The organism is Streptomyces sp. V4I23, assembly GCF_030817975.1.
Lineage (GTDB): Bacteria > Actinomycetota > Actinomycetes > Streptomycetales > Streptomycetaceae > Streptomyces.
Genome location: NZ_JAUSZW010000004.1, coordinates 4,208,109 through 4,231,114, shown reverse-complemented (window position 1 = coordinate 4,231,114; position 23,006 = coordinate 4,208,109). Strand labels below are relative to the sequence as shown.

General features: G+C 71.6%; 17 protein-coding genes, 2 tRNA genes and 1 riboswitch. Of the genes, 10 read left to right on the top strand and 9 right to left on the bottom strand.

The features are described from left to right. The first annotated feature begins 61 nt into the window (after positions 1 to 61). The 4 genes from QFZ82_RS21515 (at position 62) to QFZ82_RS21500 (ending at position 5,364) form a co-directional block, all read left to right on the top strand. On the top strand, positions 62 to 1,546 hold the full coding sequence (locus QFZ82_RS21515; RefSeq protein ID WP_307714698.1) for an MFS transporter: 1,485 nt from the start codon (positions 62 to 64) through the stop codon (positions 1,544 to 1,546). 159 nt (positions 1,547 to 1,705) lie between these two features. Continuing rightward, complete coding sequence (lhgO, locus tag QFZ82_RS21510; RefSeq protein WP_307714697.1) at positions 1,706 to 2,959, top strand: L-2-hydroxyglutarate oxidase; 1,254 nt, start codon at positions 1,706 to 1,708, stop codon at positions 2,957 to 2,959. Positions 2,960 to 3,106: 147 nt separating this feature from the next. Further along, complete coding sequence (gene trmB / locus QFZ82_RS21505; RefSeq protein WP_307714696.1) at positions 3,107 to 3,898, top strand: tRNA (guanosine(46)-N7)-methyltransferase TrmB; 792 nt, start codon at positions 3,107 to 3,109, stop codon at positions 3,896 to 3,898. Positions 3,899 to 4,011: 113 nt separating this feature from the next. Next, entirely contained in the window at positions 4,012 to 5,364 is a 1,353-nt protein-coding gene (locus tag QFZ82_RS21500; protein WP_307714695.1) for a PrsW family intramembrane metalloprotease, read from the top strand. Between the two features lie 123 nt (positions 5,365 to 5,487). Here QFZ82_RS21500 and QFZ82_RS21495 read toward each other — a convergent pair whose 3' ends face one another. The 3 genes from QFZ82_RS21495 to QFZ82_RS21485 form a co-directional block, all read right to left on the bottom strand. After that, a complete protein-coding gene (locus QFZ82_RS21495; protein WP_307714694.1) occupies positions 5,488 to 6,519 on the bottom strand; it encodes a M23 family metallopeptidase in 1,032 nt (343 codons plus the stop codon). 11 nt (positions 6,520 to 6,530) lie between these two features. Continuing rightward, a riboswitch (cyclic di-AMP (ydaO/yuaA leader) is annotated at positions 6,531 to 6,687 on the bottom strand. A 296-nt stretch (positions 6,688 to 6,983) separates the two neighbouring features. Next, positions 6,984 to 8,159: a PP2C family protein-serine/threonine phosphatase gene (locus QFZ82_RS21490; protein ID WP_307717797.1), complete on the bottom strand. Its 1,176-nt coding sequence runs from the start codon at positions 8,157 to 8,159 to the stop codon at positions 6,984 to 6,986. Positions 8,160 to 8,417: 258 nt separating this feature from the next. Next, positions 8,418 to 8,491: transfer RNA gene (locus QFZ82_RS21485), tRNA-Met, on the bottom strand. Between the two features lie 229 nt (positions 8,492 to 8,720). On the opposite strand from QFZ82_RS21485, the gene sigJ reads away from it, so the two are divergent. Together sigJ and QFZ82_RS21475 are read left to right on the top strand one after the other, a co-directional pair. Then, positions 8,721 to 9,599 carry an RNA polymerase sigma factor SigJ gene (sigJ, locus tag QFZ82_RS21480; RefSeq protein ID WP_307714693.1) on the top strand — a complete coding sequence of 293 codons (879 nt, stop codon included), beginning with the start codon at positions 8,721 to 8,723 and terminating at the stop codon, positions 9,597 to 9,599. Positions 9,600 to 9,716: 117 nt separating this feature from the next. Beyond that, entirely contained in the window at positions 9,717 to 10,715 is a 999-nt protein-coding gene (locus QFZ82_RS21475; RefSeq protein ID WP_307714692.1) for a peptidoglycan recognition family protein, read from the top strand. A gap of 277 nt (positions 10,716 to 10,992) precedes the next feature. Here the strand turns inward: QFZ82_RS21475 and QFZ82_RS21465 are convergent, their stop codons facing one another. Both QFZ82_RS21465 and QFZ82_RS21460 read right to left on the bottom strand, forming a co-directional pair. Continuing rightward, on the bottom strand, positions 10,993 to 11,721 hold the full coding sequence (locus tag QFZ82_RS21465) for a type 1 glutamine amidotransferase (protein ID WP_307717796.1): 729 nt from the start codon (positions 11,719 to 11,721) through the stop codon (positions 10,993 to 10,995). A 10-nt stretch (positions 11,722 to 11,731) separates the two neighbouring features. Then, positions 11,732 to 12,718, bottom strand: coding sequence for a hypothetical protein (locus QFZ82_RS21460; protein WP_307714691.1), 987 nt, complete (start codon positions 12,716 to 12,718; stop codon positions 11,732 to 11,734). A gap of 468 nt (positions 12,719 to 13,186) precedes the next feature. On the opposite strand from QFZ82_RS21460, the gene QFZ82_RS21455 reads away from it, so the two are divergent. Next, complete coding sequence (locus QFZ82_RS21455) at positions 13,187 to 13,585, top strand: tyrosine-type recombinase/integrase (protein ID WP_307714690.1); 399 nt, start codon at positions 13,187 to 13,189, stop codon at positions 13,583 to 13,585. Between the two features lie 57 nt (positions 13,586 to 13,642). Here QFZ82_RS21455 and QFZ82_RS21450 read toward each other — a convergent pair whose 3' ends face one another. Then, complete coding sequence (locus QFZ82_RS21450) at positions 13,643 to 14,407, bottom strand: GntR family transcriptional regulator (RefSeq protein ID WP_307714689.1); 765 nt, start codon at positions 14,405 to 14,407, stop codon at positions 13,643 to 13,645. Between the two features lie 107 nt (positions 14,408 to 14,514). Between QFZ82_RS21450 and QFZ82_RS21445 the strand changes: the two genes are divergently transcribed. From QFZ82_RS21445 to QFZ82_RS21435, 3 genes are all read left to right on the top strand, one after another. Continuing rightward, positions 14,515 to 14,760 carry a hypothetical protein gene (locus QFZ82_RS21445; RefSeq protein ID WP_307714688.1) on the top strand — a complete coding sequence of 82 codons (246 nt, stop codon included), beginning with the start codon at positions 14,515 to 14,517 and terminating at the stop codon, positions 14,758 to 14,760. Between the two features lie 279 nt (positions 14,761 to 15,039). Continuing rightward, positions 15,040 to 15,438: a hypothetical protein gene (locus tag QFZ82_RS21440; protein ID WP_307714687.1), complete on the top strand. Its 399-nt coding sequence runs from the start codon at positions 15,040 to 15,042 to the stop codon at positions 15,436 to 15,438. A gap of 79 nt (positions 15,439 to 15,517) precedes the next feature. Then, positions 15,518 to 16,183, top strand: coding sequence for a bifunctional 2-polyprenyl-6-hydroxyphenol methylase/3-demethylubiquinol 3-O-methyltransferase UbiG (locus tag QFZ82_RS21435; protein WP_307714686.1), 666 nt, complete (start codon positions 15,518 to 15,520; stop codon positions 16,181 to 16,183). A 174-nt stretch (positions 16,184 to 16,357) separates the two neighbouring features. Here QFZ82_RS21435 and QFZ82_RS21430 read toward each other — a convergent pair. From QFZ82_RS21430 to QFZ82_RS21420, 3 genes are all read right to left on the bottom strand, one after another. Continuing rightward, positions 16,358 to 16,433, bottom strand: a tRNA-Lys gene (locus QFZ82_RS21430). Between the two features lie 112 nt (positions 16,434 to 16,545). Next, on the bottom strand, positions 16,546 to 19,608 hold the full coding sequence (locus QFZ82_RS21425) for an FG-GAP-like repeat-containing protein (RefSeq protein ID WP_307714685.1): 3,063 nt from the start codon (positions 19,606 to 19,608) through the stop codon (positions 16,546 to 16,548). Between the two features lie 129 nt (positions 19,609 to 19,737). Further along, the gene (locus QFZ82_RS21420) at positions 19,738 to 22,824 is read right to left on the bottom strand and encodes an FG-GAP-like repeat-containing protein (protein ID WP_307714684.1); all 3,087 of its coding nucleotides are present in this window, start codon (positions 22,822 to 22,824) and stop codon (positions 19,738 to 19,740) included. Between the last annotated feature and the right edge of the window lie 182 nt (positions 22,825 to 23,006).

The window sequence follows — 23,006 nt, the reverse complement described above, 5'->3', positions numbered from 1 at the left end:
CAGCACGAATGCCGTGCGCCGAAGGCGTCACGGCAGCTGTCTGTGTGTCGAGGGGTGGCGCATGTCCAGGGAGCAACGCGGGCCGAACGAAAAGCTCGGCACCGTTCTCGCCCTCGCGGGAATCAGCAACGCCGGCCTCGCCCGGCGGGTCAACGACCTGGGGGCGCAGCGCGGTCTGACCCTCCGCTACGACAAGACGTCGGTGGCGCGGTGGGTCTCCAAGGGCATGGTGCCGCAGGGCTCCGCGCCCCACCTCATCGCCGCCGCCATCGGGGCCAAGCTGGGCCGGCCGGTGCCGCTGCACGAGATCGGCCTGGCGGACGCGGACCCGGCGCCCGAGGTCGGTCTGGCCTTCCCCCGGGACGTGGGCGAGGCGGTGAAATCGGCCACCGAGCTGTACCGCCTGGACCTCGCGGGCCGGCGGGCGGGCGGCGGGGGCATCTGGCAGTCGCTGGCCGGTTCGTTCGCGGTGAGCGCGTACGCGACTCCCGCCTCGCGCTGGCTGATAACCCCCGCGGACCCGTCGGTCGAGCGGCTCGTCGGCGCCTCCGCGCGTGCCGGACAGGCCGCCCCCGCCGGCGGATCCGCACCGGCCGCCCCCGAAGCGCCGGAGGGCACGGACATCCCTGTGCGCGTCGGCCACAGCGATGTGGCCAAGCTGCGCGAGGCGGCGGAGGACGCGCGACGCTGGGACTCCAAGTACGGCGGCGGGGACTGGCGTTCGTCGATGGTCCCCGAGTGCCTGCGTGTGGACGCGGCCCCGCTGCTCCTCGGTTCGTACTCGGACGAGGTGGGCCGCGCCCTGTTCGGCGCCACCGCCGAGCTGACGCGGCTGGCGGGGTGGATGGCGTTCGACACCGGCCAGCAGGAGGCGGCGCAGCGCTACTACATCCAGGCGCTCCGGCTCGCCCGGGCCGCGGCCGACGTGCCGCTGGGCGGCTACGTGCTCGCCTCGATGTCGCTGCAGGCGACCTACCGGGGCTTCGCCGACGAGGGCGTCGACCTCGCGCAGGCCGCGCTGGAGCGCAATCGCGGCCTCGCCACCGCCCGGACGATGAGCTTCTTCCGGCTGGTGGAGGCGCGTGCGCACGCCAAGGCGAACGACGCCGCGGCGGCCGGCCAGTCTCTGAAGGCCGCCGAGGGCTGGCTGGAACGTTCCCGCGAGGGCGACGCGGACCCGTCGTGGCTCGGCTTCTACTCCTACGACCGCTTCGCCGCCGACGCCGCCGAGTGCTACCGGGACCTGAAGGCACCCCGCCAGGTGCGCCGCTTCACCGAGCAGGCCCTGTCGCGGCCGACGGAGGAATTCGTCCGCTCCCACGGCTTACGCCTGGTCGTCTCGGCGGTGGCCGAGCTGGAGTCGGGGAATCTGGACGCGGCCTGCGCGGCGGGCACGCGCGCGGTGGAGGTCGCGGGCCGGATCTCCTCGGCGCGCACCACCGAGTACGTACGGGACCTGCTGCACCGCCTCGAGCCGTACGGCGACGAGCCCCGGGTGATGGAGCTGCGGGAGAGGGCCCGCCCGCTGCTGGCGGCGCCGGCATAGACGGCCGGCCCTCGGGCGACGGCAGCGTCCGCGACGGGTCGGGACGGCGGACGGTCCGGCCGGAACGGATGTGAGCATGATGACGCGCGCCCCTCGGTCCACGCTGGTTTAAGCGCATTGTCGGCGGGCCAGTGCACTATCGGGGTGGGAGGTGACGCGGTGACGGCGTCCGGGCGGAGCTTCGACTGCGACGTGCTGGTGGTGGGCGGCGGGATCGTCGGCCTGTCGGCGGCGTATGCCCTCACGCGTTCGGCGCCCGGGACCCGGGTGACGGTCCTGGAGAAGGAGCAGGGGCCTGCCCGCCACCAGACCGGGCGCAACAGCGGCGTGATCCACAGCGGCATCTACTACCGGCCCGGCTCCCTGAAGGCCCGATTCGCGGTGCGCGGCGCGGCCGAGATGGTCAAGTTCTGCGCGGAGTACGGCATCGACCACCAGGTCACGGGAAAGCTGATCGTCGCCACGGAGCGCGAGGAGCTGCCGCGGCTGCACGCCCTCGTCCAGCGCGGCCGGGAGAACGGCATCCCCGTGCGCGAGCTGGGCCCCGCGCAGATCGCCGAGTACGAGCCCGAGGTGCGCGGCCTCGCCGCGATCCACGTCGGCACCACCGGCGTGTGCGACTACGGCGCGGTCGCGGCGCAGCTCGCGCGGGCGTCCGACGCCGACGTGCGGTACGGCGAGGAGGTCACCGCCGTCGACCGCCGGCCGTGGGGCGTCGCGGTGCGCACGGCTTCGGGGACGGTGGTGCGCGCGCGGGCCCTGGTGAACTGCGCGGGGCTGCACTGCGACCGGGTGGCGAGGCTCGCGGGCGACGACCCGCGGATGCGGATCGTCCCCTTCCGTGGGGAGTACTACGAGCTGACCCGCCCCGGCCTCGTCCGCGGCCTGGTCTATCCGGTGCCGGACCCGGCGTTCCCGTTCCTCGGGGTGCATCTGACCCGCGGTATCGACGGCGGCGTCCACGTCGGTCCCAACGCGGTCCCGGCTCTGGCTCGCGAGGGCTACACCTGGTCGGCCGTGCGTCCCCTGGAGCTCGCGGAGACCCTGCGGTGGCCGGGGTCCTGGCAGATCGCCCGCCGGCACTGGCGTTACGGCGCGGGCGAGCTGCACCGCTCCCTGTCCAAGCACGCCTTCACGCAGGCGGTGCGCCGGCTGCTCCCGGCCGTGACCGAGGACGACCTGCGCCCCGCCCCGGCCGGAGTCCGTGCCCAGGCGGTGCTGCGGGACGGGACACTGGCCGACGACTTCCTGATCCGCGAGGCGCCGCGGACGGTCCACGTGCTGAACGCCCCCTCTCCGGCGGCTACGGCGTCCCTGCCGATCGGCCGCGAGGTGGCCCGCCGGGCGCTCGAGGCCCTGAAGGAGGACCGGGTCCACCCCACGGGCGCGCCGGAGCGGGCTCCCGGGCGCTGACGCGGCAGGTCGGGACGGGCGAGCCTCGAGCGCCGACGCGGCAGCGCAGAGCCGGGCGGCTCCCGAGCTCGGACGCGGCAGGGCGGGACGGGCCCCGAGCCCCGACGCGGCAGGGCCCCGTGCCCGGCCTCGTAGAATCGAGGCATTGTGTCTGAGTCTCGAAACACCACCCCCGACACCCCGCGCCCGGTGATCCGCGCCAAGGGCGAGCCGCGTTTCCCCGGCGGGCCCGCCGCCGATCCGGCCGGGTCTCATCATGAGCGGCGCATCCGCAGCTTCCAGCCGCGCCGCAGCCGGGTGACCGCCGGGCAGGGCGACGCGCTGCAACGGCTGTGGCCGGTGTGGGGGCTCGACATCGACGGGCACCGGGTGCTCGACCTCGACGAGATGTTCGGCGGGCTGCCGGTCGTCCTGGAGATCGGGTTCGGGATGGGCGAGGCCACCGCGCAGATGGCCGCCGACGATCCGGACACCGGCATCCTCGCCGTCGACGTGCACACGCCCGGCCAGGGCAACCTGCTCGGCCTCGCCGAGCGGAACGGCCTGACCAACGTGCGGGTCGCCAACGGCGACGCCATCATCCTGCTGCGCGAGATGCTGCCGCCCCGTTCGCTCGACGGCCTGCGCGTCTACTTCCCGGACCCCTGGCCCAAGAAGCGCCACCACAAGCGGCGGCTGATCCAGCCGGAGTTCCTGACGCTGGCCGCCCAGCGGCTCCGGCCCGGTGCCGTCCTGCACTGCGCGACCGACTGGGAGCCGTACGCCGAGCAGATGCTCGACGTCCTGACCGCGCACCCGGACTTCGAGAACACCGTCCCGGAAAGCGGCTACGCCCCGCGTCCCGCCTTCCGTCCGCTGACCCGCTTCGAGGGCCAGGGTCTGGACAAGGGACACAAGGTCCACGACCTGTTGTTCCGCCGGGTGCTGCCGGAGGCGTGACGGCGCGGACCCTCGCCGACCGGCCGTGACCGATGCGGCGTGGACGCGGTGACGTACCGCGCACCGTCGCCGCACCGTCGCCAGTTGTCAGTGCCCCTCGTTAGGGTCGACAGGTGTCCCAGTCGTCCGCGCAGCACACGATGGCGAGCCGCCCGCCGCATCCGGTGGTGCCCCCATGCCGGCAGGAGCAGGGCGGCGGGCCGGTCGGCGGCGTGCCGCAGAGCACCGCGCGGCGCCGCCGGATGCGTGCCGCCCGCCTGTGGCGCAGCCGTGCCGTCCGGGCGGGTGTGCTGATCACGCTGCTCGCGCTGTGCGGACTGGTGATCCTCGCGCTCGTGCGGGAACAGACCGGCACCCAGGGCTTCCTGGTCGGCCTCGGCCTCGCGACGCTGCCGGTGCCGCTGCTGCTGGCGGCGTTCCGCTGGCTGGACCGGGTCGAGCCGGGCCCCTGGCGGAATCTGCTGTTCGCCTTCGCCTGGGGCGCGTTCGCCGCCGCCCTGATCGCGATCCTCGCGAACACCTTCGCGACCCGCTGGATCGCCACCGCCACCGCCGATCCCGCTTCCGCCGACACCCTGGGCGCGACGGTCATAGCGCCGGTCGTCGAGGAGAGCGCCAAAGCGGCGTCGGTCCTGCTCCTCTTCCTCTTCCGAAGGCGGGACTTCACCGGCCTCGTGGACGGGGTCGTGGTCGCGGGCGTGACGGCGACCGGCTTCGCCTTCACCGAGAACATCCTGTACCTCGGAAACGCCTACGGCGAGGACCAGACGTTCGGCACCTCGGGCCTGGCCTCGGTCACCGCGGCGACGTTCTTCGTGCGGATCGTGATGTCGCCGTTCGCGCACCCGTTGTTCACGGTGCTCACCGGCATCGGTTTCGGCCTCGCCGCACTCGCCGCGCGCCGCCACCGAATACGGCGCATCGCGCTGCCCCTGCTCGGCCTTGCCCTCGCGATGGGCATGCACGCCCTGTGGAACGGCTCGGCGTCGCTGTTCGGCCCGTGGGGTTTCTACGGGGTGTACGCGGCGTTCATGGTGCCCGCCTTCGGGCTGCTGACCTGGCTGACCATATGGACCCGGCAGCGCGAGCTGCGCACGATATCGACCGAGTTGCCGGCGTACGCGGCGGCGGGCTGGCTGGCGGCCGCGGAGCCGCAGGCGCTGTCCTCGATGCGCGCCCGCACCATGGCGCGCGACTACGCGCGGCGGACGTACGGACCGGCCGCGGGACACGCGGTCTCCGAGTACGAGGCGTTCGCGACGTCGCTCGCCTCTCTCCGCCACCGGGCCCACCGCGGCGCGGCGGGCCCGGACTTCGCGGAGCGCGAGCGGGAGCTGCTGCACCACCTGTGGCGGCGCAGGGACGTGGCCGCGCCCTCGCTCGTGTACGCGGCGCGGGCGACGGGCCGGGTCGCCGTACCGCCACCGCACCGCGACTACGGCGGCTACAACCCGTACCGCCGCTGACCTCGCGATGCTCGGGGCCGCGCCGGCGCGCGGCCCCGAGGACGCACGCCACGGAAAGAGCCCGGACACAAGAACGCGCGGCACGGAGACTCCGTACCGCGCGCCTTCGGCCGCTGCCGTCGATCAGATCGTGAGGCCCTTGTCCCGCAGCCAGGCCATCGGGTCGAGGCCGGAGCCGCCCGGGGTGTGCACCTCCATGTGCAGGTGCGGTCCGGTGACGTTGCCGGTCGCGCCGACGCGGCCGATGGTCTCGCCGGTGGCGACCTGCTGGCCCGCGCTCGCGGTCATCGACGACAGGTGGGCGTACCAGACCTCGGTGCCGTCCTCCAGCTCCAGCACGATGCGGTAGCCGTACGAACCGGACCAGCCGGCCGACTTGATCGTGCCGCCGTGCACCGCCTTGACCGGGGTGCCCGTGGGAGCGGCGAAGTCCAGACCGGTGTGCTGACCGGAGGACCACATGGAGCCGGACTCGCCGTACGTGGAAGTGATCGTGTACGAGGAGGTGGGCAGGGCGTAGCTCGCGGCGAGCTTGGCGAGGCGCTCCGCCTCTTCCTTGGCCCGCGCGGCCTCCTCGGCCTTCCGCTTCTCCTCGGCAGCCAGGGCCTCGGCCTTGCTCTGCTGCTCCGCGGCCGCGGCGGCGGCCTGCTCGGCGGCCAGCTTCTCGGCGGCGGCCTTCGCCTCGGCGTCCGCCTCGGCGCGCTGCTGCTCGGCCTGCTGGAGGATGCGGGCGCGCAGGGCCTCGCCCGCGCCGGCCGTCCCGTTGTCGGCGACGGTGGTCGTCGCGGTGAGCGGGGCCGCGTTCGCCTCGGAGCCCTCGGAGTCGGCGTCGTCGGAGATGAGGGAGCCCACGCCCGGAAGGGACTTGGCGTCGGGGAGGTTGTCCGCGATCGAGTCGGGGAGGGAGATGGAGACCGCAGGCTTGTCCTGGGCGGTCGCTATGCCACCGGCGCCGACCGCGGCGATGACGCCGACGCCGAGGACGGTGGAGCTGCGGGCGAGCCCGCCGCGCTGCTTGACGACGCGGTGCCGACCACGCAGCGGACGGACGGATTCCTCGGTGGGATTCCATTCCTCCCACGTCCGCTCCGCGGCGTCGCCGCCGAAGTGAGCGGGCGCGAACGGGGCCTCGGGGGCAGGCATGTTGGACGCCACGAAGGCGTACTCCTTTCCTTCCTTCTCGCCTACCGGGTTAGCTGACGGGTTCGGAGCAGGAAGGTCTCCTACGGGCATCCTCGGCCGCGGACTGAGCGGCAAATGTTGCCCGATTCACCCCAATTGGTGGTTCCCCGGTTCCCTTGCGGGATTCGGCGCGTGCGCACGGTGCCGCCTCTTGCGACGACTGGGACGACCGCGCTGCGTTATCGAACGTTAATAGAAGCCGGGGCCCGATTCCAAGCTGTTCCGAGTGATCGTTAACGACCGTGGCCGGGACTTACCAGGACAGAAGCAGGCGGAATCGGGCGACTTGATCACCCTTCAGATCGATGTCCCCTTCTGACGTTGCGTCAAATGTTATGCACAGTGGCACCTTGCGACTACGCACCGTACGGATGCGCCGTACGCCTTCGCCGTCCCTGTGTGCTGCGCCCCTCAGTCCGGCCGGCCGCGCCCGCGGCTCAGCCGCCCGCCGTCGGCGTGCCGCGCCCCCGCGCCGGGCGGGCGCCGGCCGCACCACGCACCGCGCGCCGCCCAGGCGTCCGGGACGCGCCGTCCGCGGAGACGACCGGCACCGTCCGCCGCCGTTCCGGCTGCCCCGCCCCCGGCCGGCCGACCGCCAGGAGCGCCATGTCGTCCGTGGACGCCCCGCCCGTGTACCGGCGCACGTCGTCGACCAGCGCGTCGAGCAGTGCCTCGGGACCGGGGAAGACGCTGCCCCGGAGCCGTTCCCCCGGGTCGTAGAAGACGCCTCGGGCGTCACGCGCCTCGGACAGGCCGTCCGTGTACAGCAGCAGCGTCGAACCGGCGGGCAGCGGATACTCCTCGGCACGGTCCGGCCACATGGCCAGGTCGCCCATGCCCAAGGGCAGCGCGGCCTCGGACGGCTCCAGCACGTCCAGTCCGCCGTCGGCGTGCAGCACCATCGGGTCGGGATGCCCGCGGTTCACCAGCCGTACGGTCCCGTGCCCCGCACCGTCGCTGGGCGGGATCTCGCCGAGGACGGCGGTGGTGAACCCCTCGATGGCGTCCAGCCCCTCCCGCCGCATGCCCTCACGCGTCAGCGCCCGCTCCAGCCGCCGCGCCACGCCCTCGAGCGAGGTCTCCTGCTCGGCCGCCTCCCGGAACGCCCCGATCAGCACGGCGACGGCCGCCACCGCCTCCATTCCCTTGCCGCGCACGTCCCCCACGATCAGCCGCACCCCGTGCGGGGTGTCCTGCACCGCGAAGAGGTCGCCGCCGATGAACGCGTCCGCCTGCGCCGCCTCGTACCGCGCCGCGATGTGCAGACCGGCGATCCGGTCCGCGGGCGTGGGCAGCACGGCGCGCTGCGCGGCCTCGGCGATCACTCGCGCCGAGGCGAGCCGCGCGCTGCTGCGCGTCACGACCCCGTTGATCAACAGCGCGAGGGCCGCCACGGTGAGCACCGTGCTCGTCTCGGTGACGGCGGTGATCTGGTCGATGGTGGCGTTGTAGGCGTGCAGGCCTGTCGTGGCCACGACGGCGGCGATACCGGTCAGAAGCGTCACGACCCAGGTGACGATCGGCGCAGCGATGAGCGGGGCCGCGGCGAAGAGCGGCACCGCGGTGAAACGGGCCGGCGTCAGCAGGTCGAAGACGACGCCGCCGGCGATCATCGCGGCAGGCAGGAGACGGACGAACCACGGCGCGACGTACCTGCTGCCCTGTTCTCGCCCCACAGGTGTTCTCCCTGCCGCTCCGCCCACGGCCACGGAGCGGTGGCCGCGCACTTCCCATGCTGCGCGCCCCTGGAGCGCGCGGCGACTTGCCACGTCCGGCCGCACAGAAACCGAGGTCACGGGTGCCGGAAACGACGCCGGAAACGACGGCGGCCCGGCAATCGAGATGATCGATTGCCGGGCCGCCGTCTTCAGTAGCGGGGACAGGATTTGAACCTGCGACCTCTGGGTTATGAGCCCAGCGAGCTACCGAGCTGCTCCACCCCGCGTCGGTGAACACCACCTTACGCCATCCGGAGCAAGATCCACTCCATTTACGGGTCCGGCTCGCCGATCCGGCCTCATAGGCAGCCCTCCGGCCACATTTTCGGCCTCTGCGGCCGCATTTTCGGCCTCGCCCTGGCGTATCCGGCCTGGTGGCGAGGTGTCCGTCACATCCGCACCGTGCGCTCCGTCAATGCTGTGACAGGGCGGACGACAACGGATACGGGGCGGACGATGAACGAGCACGACTTCCTGGCACAGCGCTTCGAGGAGCACCGCTCGCACCTGCGGGCGGTCGCGTACCGGATGCTCGGCTCGCTGACCGAGGCCGACGACGCCGTCCAGGAGGCCTGGCTGCGACTGAGCCGCTCCGACTCCGAACGCGTCGAGAACCTGGGCGGCTGGCTGACCACCGTGGTCGGCCGGGTCTGCCTGGACATGCTCCGCACCCGTGCGTCACGGCGGGAGGAGCCGATGGAGACCCGTCTGCCCGAGCCGATCGTCACCGGAGCGGACGCGCTCGACCCGGAGCACGAGGTCCTGCTCGCCGACTCGGTCGGCCTGGCGCTGCTGGTCGTGCTGGAAACGCTGGCCCCGGCGGAACGGCTCGCCTTCGTGCTGCACGACATGTTCGCGGTGCCGTTCGACGCGATCGCTCCCGTCGTGGGCCGTACCCCGGCGGCCGCGCGCCAGCTCGCGAGCCGGGCCCGCCGCAGGGTGCAGGGGGCGGCCCCGGTCCCGGACGCCGACCTCGGCCGGCAGCGCGAGGCCGTCGAAGCCTTCCTCACGGCGGCGCGGGGCGGCGACTTCGAGGCCCTCGTCGCGGTCCTCGACCCGGACGTGGTGGCCCGCTCCGACGGAGGCGCGCTGCGTCCGGGCGCGCTCGTCCGCGGCGCCGAGGCGGTCGCGGGCCAGGCGATCACCTTCGCCCGCCTCGCCGAGGTGGCCCGCCCGTGCCTGGTCAACGGGGCGGCGGGCGTGGTCGCGGCGACGGACGGTGTGCCGGTGTCGGTGATGGCGTTCACGGTGAGCGGCGGCCGGATCGTCGAGATCAACATCCTGACGGACCCGGAACGGCTGAGGGCGCTGGACCTGACCGTGCCGGAGGCGTGAGGACCGGCGTCGGCGACGCGGCTCCAACCAGGGTGGGCGGTACGGCCGTTGGGTATCCCAGCATTGATCGCCGATCGTTGCGCGACCACACGGTGACGCACACCGAGAGGAGACCCGATGGCCGAACCGCTGTCCGCCGACCAGTTGCTCACCGCCTTGCGGAACGAGGGGCTGCGCGTGGTGGAGTACCGCGACTGGCGCACCCACAACCGCAATCATGTGGGCCCGTGGGCCCCGGTGCACGGCGTGATGATCCACCACACCGTCACCTCCGGCACCGAGTCCTCGGTGGAGCTCTGCTACAACGGCCACTCCCAGCTGCCCGGACCGCTGTGCCACGGCGTCATCGCCAAGGACGGCGTGGTCTACCTGGTCGGCAACGGCCGGGCGAACCACGCGGGCCTGGGCGACGACGACGTCCTGCGCGCCGTGATCGAGGAGAGGGCGCTGCCTCCCGACGACGAGGCGAACACCGACGGCAACCGCCACTTCTACGGCTTCGAGTGCATCAACCTCGGTGACGGCAAGGACCCGTGGCCCGCCGCCCAGCTCGAAGCGATCGAGAAGGCGGCCGCCGCGATCTGCCGCGCCCACGGCTGGAACCACCGCAGCGTGATCGGCCACCTCGAGTGGCAGCCGGGGAAGGTCGATCCGCGCGGGTTCACGATGGCGTCCCTGCGCGAGCGCATCGCCGACCGTCTCGCATCCGCCCCGCCGTCCGAGGAGGACGACATGCCCGACAACTGGAATCTCGCCTCCGCCACCGACACGACGCTGCCCCCCGGCGACTGGACGACCGTCCCGGTGGGATCGGCGGACCTGCTCACGTCCGCCGTGCGCTACACCGGCGCGATGCACCTGACCCTGACGGCCCCCGCGGGCGGGACTCTCCAGGGCCGCTTCTACCACCTGCGCCCCGACGGCTCGCGCTGGACCGGCCCGATCATCGAGCGCCTGACCACCACGGGCTCGAGCTTCCTGGACTTCCCTCACGCCGGCTCCGTCGCCGCGGACGAGAAAGTACGCTTCGAGGCCGTCTACTTCCCGGCCTCGGCGACGGACGCGACACCGGCCGTCATCACGTCGGCGCACGTGCGCGGCCTGTCCTGGACGTGACACGTCTCCGTCACCCCGCCGGGGGCCCTGCTCACGTTGGAATCACGGCATGGCTCCCCGGCCGGGGACCGGTCTGCACGGCAGGACCGTTCCCTGCGCGCGGCCGCGGCCGCCTCGGCGTCGTCGGGCACGTCCAGGAGGCGGGCGTTGTTGCTGAGCAGGGCGCGGGCGTGCCCCTCGGTCTTCCGGGATGGCGAGGTGGTCGAGCGTATTGGAGGGCAGCCGGCCGAGGCAGCACCCCGCCGGAGCCGCGGTGAGGCACCGCCCTTGACTGCTGTCAGCCGTGCTGGAGAACGCGGTGCACGAGCCGGTCGAACAAAGCGGTGCTCCACGAGGATTCGTAACGGTCCACGGAGTCCAGGGCTGCCCGGAAGTCGCCGTGGTAGGTCTCGATGGTGCGGCGGTGGTGCAGGACGATACGGCGCACATCGGCGGGCCCGAACTCGGGATGGAACTGAAGCCCCAAGATGCGGGGGCCGTACCGGTAGCCCTGGACGGGTGAGTGGCCGTTGTCCGCGATCACCTGGGCGTTGCCCTCCAGCAGCGGTACGGGGTCGAGTTCCTCGTAATGGAACGCCGGGACGACCAGTTGTTCGCCGTCTTCACTCCGCTCGTCCTCCCGCCAGCGGATCTCGGTGAGGCCAACCTCGATCCGCCTGGCTGACCGGACTGATCCGCGCCCCGGCCAGAGTGCTTCGGCGATCATCTGGGAACCAAGACAGACACCTACCACCGCATGCTCTTCGCGCTGTGCGGCTTCGATCAGGGAACGGGTGACGGCCAGCCCCCCGGCCATCCATCCCGAACGGTCGTTCACAGAAGTCGAACCGCCGGAGAGAACATGCAGGCGCCCGCTGGGCACATCGTTGGTGGTGGCGGTGGTCAGATCACGTCGCAGGACGCGCAGGCCCTGCCCGGTCAGCCGCTCCACGAGCCGGTCACCGTAGTCCAGTCCCTCGGCCGCCAGGCCGTCGGCCACCCATACCACTGCATCGGCCTCGGTCATCACTGCCCTTTCACCCGAAGAAGCGGTCGTAGAGCGACACCGCGGCTTGGGCGGTCGCCACCCCTGACAGGACGGTCAGGACCGCCACCACGAGGTTCACCCTGCGGATCCGGCGCGCCTGGTCCTCGGCCAACCGTAAGTCAACCGTCTGCCGGACCGTCGAAAGAAGATCTGCGGCCCGACTCTGGAGGTTGCCCGCCTCCCAGGCCCTCAACACGGCATCGCGCGTTCTCAGCGCATGATGGTCGTAGCTGAACGTCGGTGTGACCAGCGCCTGGTACTCCGAACGCAGCCGGTGTTCAAGCTGTGAGAGCCAGCGCGTGTCGGCGCTGTGTCTCGGGTTGCGCAGCACGTCGTCGGCCGCCGTGGCGGTGCGGGCCAGCCGGATGTAGGACACGTCCAGGATGAGGAGCAGCAGCGTGAACTTCTCGGCTGCGGCCTTCGGGGCGGGCGTCGCCAGCAGGTTGTAGGCGTAACCCGCGAAGAGGAATTCGTCGCGCCAGGGCGAGTGGGAGGCGAGCGGCATGGGTGAGTCGGGATAGATCAGCGTCCGCATGCCGTCGGCGAGGCGGGACCTGCCGGGCTCGGGGTGGTCGGTGCTCCCCGCATAGGTGAGGTTGAAGTACGGGATGGCGACCGTTTCACCGGCCCCGCAGCGGCGCAGTAGTCGCTGTGCGGGCGGCAGCAGCATGGACCTCAACTCGGCTGCGAGGGGCTCGCGTCCCTCGCGACCGAGACCGGCGAGTGTCGACTCCCGGTGCCGCGGTTCCCACCCCCCGGGAAGGTGGAGCGTCACGGCGATGGAGCCGTACCCGTCGGGGAAGACCATGCCTGTGACATCGACCGTGTCCAGCAGCGACTGGCCGGCCCGGGCGGCGAGCAGGTCCTTGAGGCGGCGCTGGAGTTCGCCCTTCCACTCGTCACTGCCGACGAAGGTGGTGAGCAGGTCCACGGTCGGCTGCCCGTAGGTGAGCGACCCCTGGAGCAAGGGGCTCAACGAAACCGGCCTTCGCAGAAGAAAGCCGGCCCCGTCGAGGTCGTCGCCGGACGGGAGGGTGCAGGCCTCCTTCGGCTCCAGCGGGTTCCCTTCCGCGTAGAAAGGCGCCGTGAAGGTGATGCAGGCGTCTCCCGTCAAGTCAACTGGGCGGTTTTCCGGGGAGGTTGGGACGGCCATGCGCCCATACTGCCCGATGGCGTCAACTGAAGGTGATCCCGGAGCCCTGGTCGAGGCTGCGTGTGGCCGCCGCATGGAGCGGTGCGGCGGCTGAAGCCTCGCAGCCAAGCTGCTCTCCTGGCACGTGCCCCACAGGCAGGCGCAGTACGAGTACGGACGGCCGAGCTCGTCCACAACCAGGCACAGCGGTCCCACGAAACCCTGCGACGGCTCCCTGCGGATGCGCTCGCGTCGAGCGGCGGCGACTGCCCCGGCGTCTCGTGTCCGTCGCGGGCCAGGGGGCCCACGAGCATGGAGACCAAGCTGTTCTGCGCCTTGGCCGGCGAGGTGCGGTTCGAGGACGACGCACACCTGCCGGACGCCGAGCGCCGCCGCCTACGCCGCGTGCGGCTTCACGACCTGCGCCACGGACAGGCGTCGCTCATGCTCGCGGCCGGCGTCGCGATGGCCATCGTGCCGAAGCGGCTCGGGCACTCGGGAATCGCGATCACGTCCGACACGTACTCGCATCTGCTCGGCGGAGTCGGACGGGACGGCAAGGACGGCCGGTGCCCTGATGGGTACAGCCTGCAGCCGGCGAAGAACGACCCCGACGCCCTCGTGTGCAGGCGCGACAACGCGCCCCCGCCCGAAGGGCCTTCGGTTCCTTCGTCCCTGGCCCTGGATCCGAGCCGACGCCAGTACCCGTGAACGACCGCGCCCCCTCCTGCCACTCAGCGGGAGGGGGCGCATTCGTGCGTCTGGGGGTCAGCCGTCCGGCTGCTCGATGCCAATCTCGTAGGCGATCTCCCACCGCACATCGGCGACCGTGATGTCAGCCGTCTCCACCGGCCGGCCCTCACGGTCGTAGTACGTCCGCTCAATCTCCGTGATGAGATCTCCCACGCTGATGCCGAGGAGGTTGGCCTGCTCGTGGGTCGCGCGGGCAGGGCGCGGAACCTCGACCGCCGTCTCGATCAGGACACCGATCGAGCGCATCCGCTCGACGACACCGGCACCCGCATGCGGGCCCATCTCCGGAAGCACGATCGGCGTGCCGTCCGTGATGGCCATCGGCTCCCAGGACTCGGACAGTTGGACCGGCTGGCCGTCAGCCAGGAACTCGTACCGGGTCACGACGCACGGGTCGCCCGGTTCGATCGCGAGACGCTCGGCGATGTGCTCGGGTGCAGGAGTACGAGCCTGGGACCTGGACTCCCATGTACCGGCTCGGCCCTGCTCCTTCATATCTGCCCGGAACGGGCTGCCGCCGCGTCGCTCGCGGTGCCGGGAGCGGACCATCCGCAGACGCTCCCGTGGCCGACGGACGTAGGTACCGGATCCGGCGCGACCTTCGAGGAGGCCCTCGATGATGAGGCGCTCCATGGCACGCTGCGCTACTGACTGGCCGACGCCGTACTCCTCGGCGAAGCGGGCCCGGGACGGGAGCTTTTCCCCGACGGCCCATTCGCCTGCCTTGATGCGGGCGCGCAGAGCGTCGGCCACCTGGAGGTAAGGCGTTTCGCGTGGCATATGCGCAGCTCCGGGGGTCGTGCAGTCGACATTGACAAAGCCAACCCAGGTCGAAGCTGAATACTCAGCATCACTAAAAGTGACCGGCTGATCACCAGGGGAGAGCTGTGTCCACTGTGCCTCCACATGCCGTCGCCCTCGCGGGCATGCTTGCCGCCGCAACCAGCAGCAAACCGCGCATCACGGAGACACCGAACGCAATCCGCATCGAGGTCAACCTCCCCCAGGAGCTCAGCAACGTCACCCGCTCGACCATCCTCACCAGCCTCGGCACCGCCGACCGGTACGGCCACGACCGCACCGACGACGGCGACAGCGTATGGGCCGAGATCGACCGAAGGGACCGACCGTGATCTGCGCCCGCTGTCACCTCGTAGTCCTCCCCGGCGAGGACTACGAGGTCGTCGACAAGCTGTCAGGTTCCGGCTGCGGTACCACACTCCACCTCCACCGAGCCTGTCCCACCCGCCGCTGACCGCGGCCCTCAGGCTCCCGTCCGCGCTGGTGCACTCCGTCCCAGCGCGGACGGGCCCAACCCCACCAGGGGACCGTCCACACAGGAGGAAACATGACCATCGCGTTAGACCGTCCCGTGCACCACCGACCCGGCCACCCTCGTCCCGGCCGACACGATGCAGCGGCTCACCGCCCGCATCATCGCCGAACACCCCGACATCACCCTCTCCCTCGCCCGGCGCATCGTCGCCCAAGCGGCCGCGTTCCTCGCCGCCAGCGCCAAGCGCCCGAGACAGGAGCTGTCGCCGAGCAAGCTCGTGGACATCGGCTGGCACACATGGATCCTCCACACCGTCGACTACGCCCTGTTCTGCCAGAAGGTCGTCGGGCGGTTCGTCCATCACGTTCCCACCGACGAGAACGAACAGCCGCGGGGCGGCGCGGCGGCGGCGCGTGAGCGCACCGTAAGCGCGATCCAGGCCGCCGGGTACACGGTCGACGCCGAACTCTGGCGCTCGGCCGCCGACTGCAACCAGTGCCACGCCGGATGCCACGACAGTCCGAAGAGCGGCTGACAGACCCGCACCACCTGTACGACACTCCAGCCGTCCGGCGTCACCAGCCGGGCGGCTGGCCCTACGAGCGGAGCAGGCAGTGACAGACACGGCGATCGCCTGGGATACCTACGCGCGGCAGAAGCCCGAACGCCGCCCCGTCAACGCCGCCGGTGAGACCACCTGGTTCAACTGGACCCAGTACCCCGACCACGGACCCGGCACGGAACTCCTCGGCATCAAGCCCGGCGCCGCCGTCCTGGACCTCGGCTGCGGCAAGGGGGGCAACCTCGCACACGTGGCCGCGCTCGGCGCCCGTGCCGTCGGTGTCGACGTCTCACTCGCCCAACTGAAGGCTGCCGAGGCGCACTGGTCCGACGCCAGCCTGGTGCTGCACCGCACGGACGCCGTCCGGTTCCTCGAGGAAACCGGCGAGCGCTTCGACGCCATCTACTCCGTGTACGGCGCGGCCTGGTTCACCGACCCCGAGCAGCTGCTGCCCGTCATCCGCAAGCGACTCAAGCCCGGCGGCGTCCTCGCGTTCTCCCAGCGGCCGGCCGTCGAAGGCTGCTACGGCTGCCAGGCCTCGTACATCAACCGCTCCGAGGACGAGGACCCGCTCGTCGTGAAGCGCTGGGACTACGAGCCCGAGCGCTGGGAGGAGATCCTCCGCGAGCACGGATTCGAGTCACCCGCGGCGAGCGTCCTGCCTGCCCCTCCTGGGCCACGGAAGATCGGCACCCTGGTGGTCCGCGCCCGCACCTGAGCGTAGCCACACCCCGACGCCCCGGCCGGTCTGCGCCCCCCCGTCGCAGTCGGCCGGGGCTTCTTTGCTCCTTGATCATTTGCGCTACGGCTGAGCACTGGCTGAGCATGCACCCGGAACGTCTGCAGGAATATCCGCAGCCCCAGGCCAGAACGCCTCTGACCTGGGGCTGAGTGGTAGGCCGTGTGGGACTCGAACCCACAACCAACGGATTAAAAGTCCGCTGCTCTGCCAATTGAGCTAACGGCCCTCGGCACAACACCCCTGAGCATAGCCAAAGAGATCCCCGGAACCGATCGGGTATCCCGTCACGGTCCCGGCCCGTCGCGGCCCGGTGCTCACCGGGCCGCGACGGGAGCACGTCAGTACAGGCCCTTGAAGGCCGCCCAGCCGCTGTTCCCGATCTGCACCCGGGCCGCGAGCGTCCCGGTCCCCGTCCCGCTGAAGCGGAACAGCTTCCCGGCCGCGTCGCGCGCCACCACGTCCGGCTTGCCGTCACCCGAGATGTCACCCATGCCGACGACTGTCGTGTACGCCGAACCCCACGCGTCCGCCAGTTTCACGCGGGACGTCACCGAGCCGGTCGCCGTCCCGTAGTAGCGCCACAGCGCACCCGAACCGTCCACGCCGAGCAGATCGCCGCGGCCGTCACCGTTCAGGTCACCGGCGCCCACGATCTTCTTGTACGTCTTCCAGTTCGTGCCGATCTTCACCCGGCCCTTGAACCGGTGATCCGCCGTCCCCGCGTAGAAGTACATGTCACCCGTCGTCGTCTGACGCACGATCAGATCGGTGAAGCCGTCGCCGTTCACATCGCCCGGCGAGGTCAGCACGTCGTACTGACCCCAGCCCGTACCGACCGACGTGTACGGCGAAGAAGCCGACACGACCTTGCCGCAGCCCGGCCGGTAGGAGCGCAGCTCGTTGCCGAGGCGGACGAGCACGTCGTTGCAGCGGTCACCGTTCACATCGCCCGACGGCACAAGCACCGCGGTCGTCGCGAACTTCGCCCCCGTACCCGCGATCCGCGACGACACCCCGCCCGTGCCCGTGCCCTTGTACAGCGACACCAGACCCGTCGAGTCCATCACCAGCAGGTCACCGAAGCCGTCGTCCCCGACCAGGTCACGCCGCACCGGCGAAGCGCCCGTGACCGACACCGTGCCGGAGGCGTTCACGTCCGTGCCCTGGCCGTCGGCCGGCTTCGCCGTCAGCGTCCAGGTGTGGGCGCCGTTCGCGACCAGCTTTCCGGCCGCGTCCCTGCCGTCCCACGAGGGGCTCACCAGGCCACGCGCCTTGCCGCCCGAGAGCGTGCGCACCACAGCGCCGGTCGCCTTGTTCCTCAGCGTCAGCGTCCAGGAGGCCGCGGGCTCGGACAGCCACCAACGGGGCTGCCAGGCACTGCTCCTGAGGTTGACGGAAGCAGAGGCGGCGGAGTCCGCCACGGTGATCGTGGACGTGGCGACGCCGCTGCCCACCAGGTGGATCGCGCCCTTGCCGTCGGCCCAGGCGATGGTGTTCGTCGCCGGGTCGATGTCCCACGCCGCATCGATGGCGTTCAGGTTGGCGTCGATCTCGTGGACCGTGCCGCCGTCACGCAGGTCCTTCACCTTGAGCTTGCCGTCCTGGGGGTAGGCGACGAAGCCGTCGCCGAGCTTGGCGCGGTTGCCGTAGCCGATCCCGAGACCGGTGACGGCGCCCGTCTCCAGGTCCAGCACGCCCTCGTCGTCCCGCGCCCCGGAGCAGATCCAGTGCAGCCAGCGGCCGACCGACTCGGCACCCTCGACGAAGCAGCCCGAGAGGTACAACTCCTTCACGCGTTCGCCGGTCCTGACGTCGTAGCCCACGATCGTCCCGTGGCCCTCGCCGTGCGCCCACAGTGTCGTCCCCGACAGGGACCTCGGCTGGACGGGGAGCTTCCGGACCACCTGGCCGGTGTCGGTGTCCACGATCCGGGTCTCCGGCGAGCCGTCGGACAGCATGGCGTACGCGACGGTCCAGCGGCCCCAGCTGCCGATCATGCCCTGCGAGCGCGTGCCGACGTCGAACTTCGTGCCGGGCAGCTGCCGGCCCTCGTCCAGCCGGTGGATCGGCACGACGACCTCACTCGGGCCGGTGCCCAGCGGGCCGCCGTAGACGATGCGGCCGTCGCCGGTCTCGTCGACCCTCGGGCAGACGATGAGGGAGCACCGGTCGGGCAGCGGCGGCAGCCAGCCGCGGTCCTGGCGCTCGCCGTGGACGAATGTGCCGCTCCCGGGCTCCGCCGTGCGCGTGTACATGCCGGTCCGGCCGACGGCCGCGACGCTCTCCAGGCTGGTCAGCCGGCCCTGGTGGTACGACAGCCGGTTCACCGTGTTGGGCACGGTCCGCGTCGCGACGCGGGTGTCGCGCGTGGCCACGGCCCGCCCGCTGCCGTCCGCCTGGATCAGCTGGACGCCCCACTCGGAGAGGCTCGGTCCGCCGTGCACCAGCAGACCGCCGCTCGGGGTCGCGGTCGCGAGGTCCTTCGTGCGGGCCAGGACAGTGCGGGCCGGCGAGCCGTCCAGCGACTCGGCGTCGACGCGCCAGGTGGGCATGTCCATGGTGCCGACTCCGAGCGCCGGGTCGTGCCGGGCGACGATCAGCTCGTTGCCCACCAGGCCCAGGAGCCGGCTGTCCGGGTCGCGGGTGAGCGGCCGGGCGAGCTCGGGCTGCGTCAGGTTGTCGCGCCGGAACACGGACACCTTGTCGTAGCCGCGGACCAGCAGCCGGTCCGGCGTCAGGACCATCTCGCCGACGGTCGTCGACATGTCCACGCCGATGGGGAACGCGCGCTGCTGCGTCACGTCCAGCCAGAAGTACTGGCCGCTCCAGCCGAGCACCGCCCCATCGGCGTCGCCGACCCCGAGGCCGTGCGCGCCGTTGCCCTCGGGCAGCCCCTCGACGAGCCGGTCACGCAGCTGCCCGGTCTGCATGTCGAGCACATGGAAGCGGGTCTCGGACCCCGACCCGGTCCGGGTCAGGACGTTCCAGCCGAGCGCCCTCATGTAGGTGTGCCCGGCCGGCAGCTGCACGGTCACGGTCTGGTCCGTGACCATGTCGCGCAGGTCGACGGTGCCCGCCGACTGCTGGTGGCGCGCGACCACGTCGGAGCCGCTGCCCCACTCGTACGACGGCCAGGGCTTCGCCGCCGGGTCGACCTCGACGTCCTCGGCGCCCCCGTACGAGCGCCAGATCGCGCCTCGCCCCTCTTCGATACGCAGATATCCGTGCGGGCCCGCGTTCACCACATAGCTGTGGACGGGAACCTGGCTGGTCACCCCGGGGATGACCACCTCGGGAGTCGGCTGCGCCTGCGCGGCGGGGGAGGCCGGGCCGATGGCCACAGCGGCTCCCAGCACGACTGCGGCGGCGACGAAGCCGCCCAGGGGTCTCTTGCCGTACACGTATGTCCTTTTCGGAAAGGAAGCACTCCCCGGCTGGGGAGTGCGGCCGCGGCAGCCTTCCGGCGATGGCCTGAAGGCTGCCGCGAGCGGGTCATTGCGGTAGGTGTGTGCCTCGGCACGAGACGCTTGTCAGTACAGGCCCTTGAAGGCCGCCCAGCCGCTGTTCCCGATCTCCACCCGGGCCGCGAGCGTCCCGGCCCCCGTCCCGCTGAAGCGGAACAGCTTCCCGGCCGCGTCACGCGCCACCACGTCCGGCTTGCCGTCACCCGAGATGTCACCCATGCCGACGACTGTCGTGTACGCCGAACCCCACGCGTCCGCCAGTTTCACGCGGGACGTCACCGAGCCGGTCGCCGTCCCGTAGTAGCGCCACAGCGCACCCGAACCGTCCACGCCGAGCAGATCGCCGCGGCCGTCACCGTTCAGGTCACCGGCGCCCACGATCTTCTTGTACGTCTTCCAGTTCGTGCCGATCTTCACCCGGCCCTTGAACCGGTGATCCGCCGTCCCCGCGTAGAAGTACATGTCACCCGTCGTCGTCTGACGCGCGATCAGGTCGTGGCGTCCGTCACCGTTGATGTCACCGGGCGAGGTCAGCACGTCGTACTGGCTCCAGCCGGAGCCGATCACCGTGTAGGGCGACGACGGGGAGACCACCTTGCCGCAGCCCGGCCGGTACACCAGCAGCTCGGACGCCTGCCGGACCAGCACGTCGTTGCAGCGGTCGCCGTTCACGTCTCCGAAGGGGACGAGATGCGCGTCGACCGCGAACTTCCCGCTGCCCGCCACGCGCGAGGAGACCCCACCCGTGCCCGTTCCCTTGTACAGCGACACCAGGCCCGTCGAGTCCTTCACCAGCAGCTCGCCGAACCCGTCGTTCCCGACGAGGTCCCGGAACACCGGCGCGGCCCCGCTGATCGCGACCGAGCCCGTCAGGTTCAGGTCCGCGCCCTGGCCGTCGGCCGGCTTCGCGGTCAGCGCCCAGGTGTACGCGCCGTTCGCGACAAGCTTCCCGGCCGCGTCCCTGCCGTCCCAGGAGGCCCGCAGCAGGCCCCGCGCCTCACCCCCGGAGAGCGTGCGTGCGACGGCACCGGTCGCTTTGTTCCTCAGCGTCAGCGTCCAGGACGCGGCCGGCTTCGACAGCCACCAGCGCGGCTTCCAGGAGGCAGCGCCGCCGTTCACCGCCTGCGCGGCCGGTACGTCGGCGTCGATCCGGGCCAGCGGCGACGCCGGGACGCCGAGATCGACGACGCGGACGTCACCGACGGCGTTGTCCTGGAAGGCCATGCGACCGGTGGCGGTGTCCACGGTCCACGGGCCCTGTTCGAAGTTGTCCTCCGAGGTCTGGTACGTGGCCTTGACGACCGGCTCGGCGCCACGGATGTCGGTGACCGTCAGGTCCCGGCCCTCTGTCTGGACGACGTAGCCGTCACCGAGCACCGAGAACGGCTGCGTGTAGGGCTTGTTGATGTTCTTGTCGAGGTCGTAGACACCGCCGGTGGGAACCGGGCCGGCACAGTCCCAGCTCAGCCAGTGGGCCGTGACCTTGATGGACTCCGCCCGGCAGCCCGAGCCCAGGTCGACCGTGCGCTTCACCGCACCGGTGCGGACGTCGTAGCCGACGACCGTTCCGTTCACCTCGCCCGGCGCCCACAAGGTGTCGCCGTACAGGTCGTTGCTGAAGGCGGGAACGCGGAACGTGGCCAGTCGCTTGCCCGTGTCCAGGTCAAAGGCGGTGTCCGTCACCCACTCGCCGGTCTCGGTCTCTCCGCCGCCGAGCGCGTAACGCCCGGAGACGTCAGAGATCTGGACGTTCTTGAGCTCGGTGGTCAGGACGCGCCCCGAGGTCGCGCCCTGCTCCACCACCTGGGGCTCGTCGTCCGACCCGAACGGTCCCTGGACGACCAGGCGTCCGTCGCCTGTGGCGAAGTGGTCCTGGCAGGGACTCTCGTCGGTGCACTCGTCGATGCCGAGCCCGAAGTCGCCCCGCTCCTGCGTCGCCCCGGCCGTCAGCTCGCCCGTCACGGACACCGACCGCGTGCGGAAGGCGTTGCTCTCGTCGGGCATCTGCTCCAGGGACTCGAGCCGGCCGTGGCTGAAGCTGAACGACCTCGGCTTGGAGTTCAACGGGGTGACGTCCACGAGCTTGGCCGCTGCCGTCCCGTCTCCCTCCGGCACGAGCCTCTGGAGGCTCAGCGCGTCGGCGGTCGCCCCCGCGACCAGCAGCAGCCCGCCGTCCGGAGCCGCCAGCGCCTGCTTGCGCCCGTGGGCGAAGAGAGTGGTCTCCTCCCCACCCGCGCGCGGCACGGAGACGACGCGGTACGGGGCGGAGGAGTGCTGGCCGGAGGCACGCCCGACGATCAGCCGGCTGCCCACGACCCCGAGCAGCACGTCGCCCTCGTTGTAGGGAAGGTCGGTCGTGGCGGCCAGGGCGAGCGGACCGGACGCGCCGGCCTCGCCCTTGGCGTAGAACCGCGCCTTGCCGTCCTTCGCCCACTCCACGACCTCGGTCGGGCTCGACACGGTGGACACCGGCTGGGCGGCCGCGTCACGGGGGACGGTGCGCACCTGCCCCGAGGCAAGGTCGATCCAGGCGGAGCGGGAGGCGCCGTTCAGCTCGTACGTGGTGAGGATGCCGTCCGCCGTCCCGGTCACCGCCTTGGCGGGCGGCAGCCCGTCCTCCGGCCAGCCGGTCACCGGGGTGTCCTGCACCGTGCCGTTCACTTTCCGGAGCAGATGCCACGCGCGCGGGGCGGTCGTGGTGGTCTGGGTGAAAGTGACCACGGTGGACCCGAAGACACCGACGTACTGGTGACCGCTCGGGATGTCGAGGTAGCTGACGCTGTCCGTGGCCGTGTTCACCAGCCGGACCGAGTCCGACGCAGGCGTCCAGTCGGCCAGGTACGTGGCGAAGCCGTCGAAACCGGCGCCGTACGTGCCGTCGGCCTCCGGCCCCTCCTCTTCGACGGAGAGCGGCGTGGAGTCGCCCGCGTAGGTGCTCCAGAAGTGTCCACGGCCCTGCTCGTAGCGCAGGTAGCCGTTCGGCCCCGCGACGAGCGGGACCACGGTGCGCGGCTGCCCCGCGACCGCCGCCGGGAAAACGACTCCTCGGTCCTCGGCCGCGGTCGCCGTCGACGCGAGCGGACCGATGCCGGCGAGAAGGGTGGTCGCGGCGACGGCCGCGATGGAATGGCGTAGAAGAGCGCTACGAGGCACTCGGGTCCTCCCCTGAGGCATGAAAGAGGCACGGGGATTCAAGCGGTGCCCTGTGCCCGGCCAAACGCCGGACATAAGTGTGAGAGGCCCCCCAGCCACACCGCACCCCATGCAAGTGAGAGGACTGTAACAGCAGCCCCACCAGCAGCGGAAGGCACTTTCGAACCCGTTCAACGCAACAG

What these genes read in the sequence shown, in the direction of transcription:
- QFZ82_RS21515 (WP_307714698.1), top strand. Translation starts at nt 62, where the DNA reads ATGTCCAGGGAGCAACGCGGGCCGAACGAAAAGCTCGGCACCGTTCTC.
- QFZ82_RS21490 (WP_307717797.1), bottom strand. Translation starts at nt 8,159, where the DNA reads ATGATCGCCGGCGGCGTCGTCTTCGACCTGCTGACGCCGGCCCGTTTC.
- sigJ (WP_307714693.1), top strand. Translation starts at nt 8,721, where the DNA reads ATGAACGAGCACGACTTCCTGGCACAGCGCTTCGAGGAGCACCGCTCG.
- QFZ82_RS21475 (WP_307714692.1), top strand. Translation starts at nt 9,717, where the DNA reads ATGGCCGAACCGCTGTCCGCCGACCAGTTGCTCACCGCCTTGCGGAAC.
- QFZ82_RS21465 (WP_307717796.1), bottom strand. Translation starts at nt 11,721, where the DNA reads ATGACCGAGGCCGATGCAGTGGTATGGGTGGCCGACGGCCTGGCGGCC.
- QFZ82_RS21455 (WP_307714690.1), top strand. Translation starts at nt 13,187, where the DNA reads ATGGAGACCAAGCTGTTCTGCGCCTTGGCCGGCGAGGTGCGGTTCGAG.
- QFZ82_RS21450 (WP_307714689.1), bottom strand. Translation starts at nt 14,407, where the DNA reads ATGCCACGCGAAACGCCTTACCTCCAGGTGGCCGACGCTCTGCGCGCC.
- QFZ82_RS21440 (WP_307714687.1), top strand. Translation starts at nt 15,040, where the DNA reads ATGCAGCGGCTCACCGCCCGCATCATCGCCGAACACCCCGACATCACC.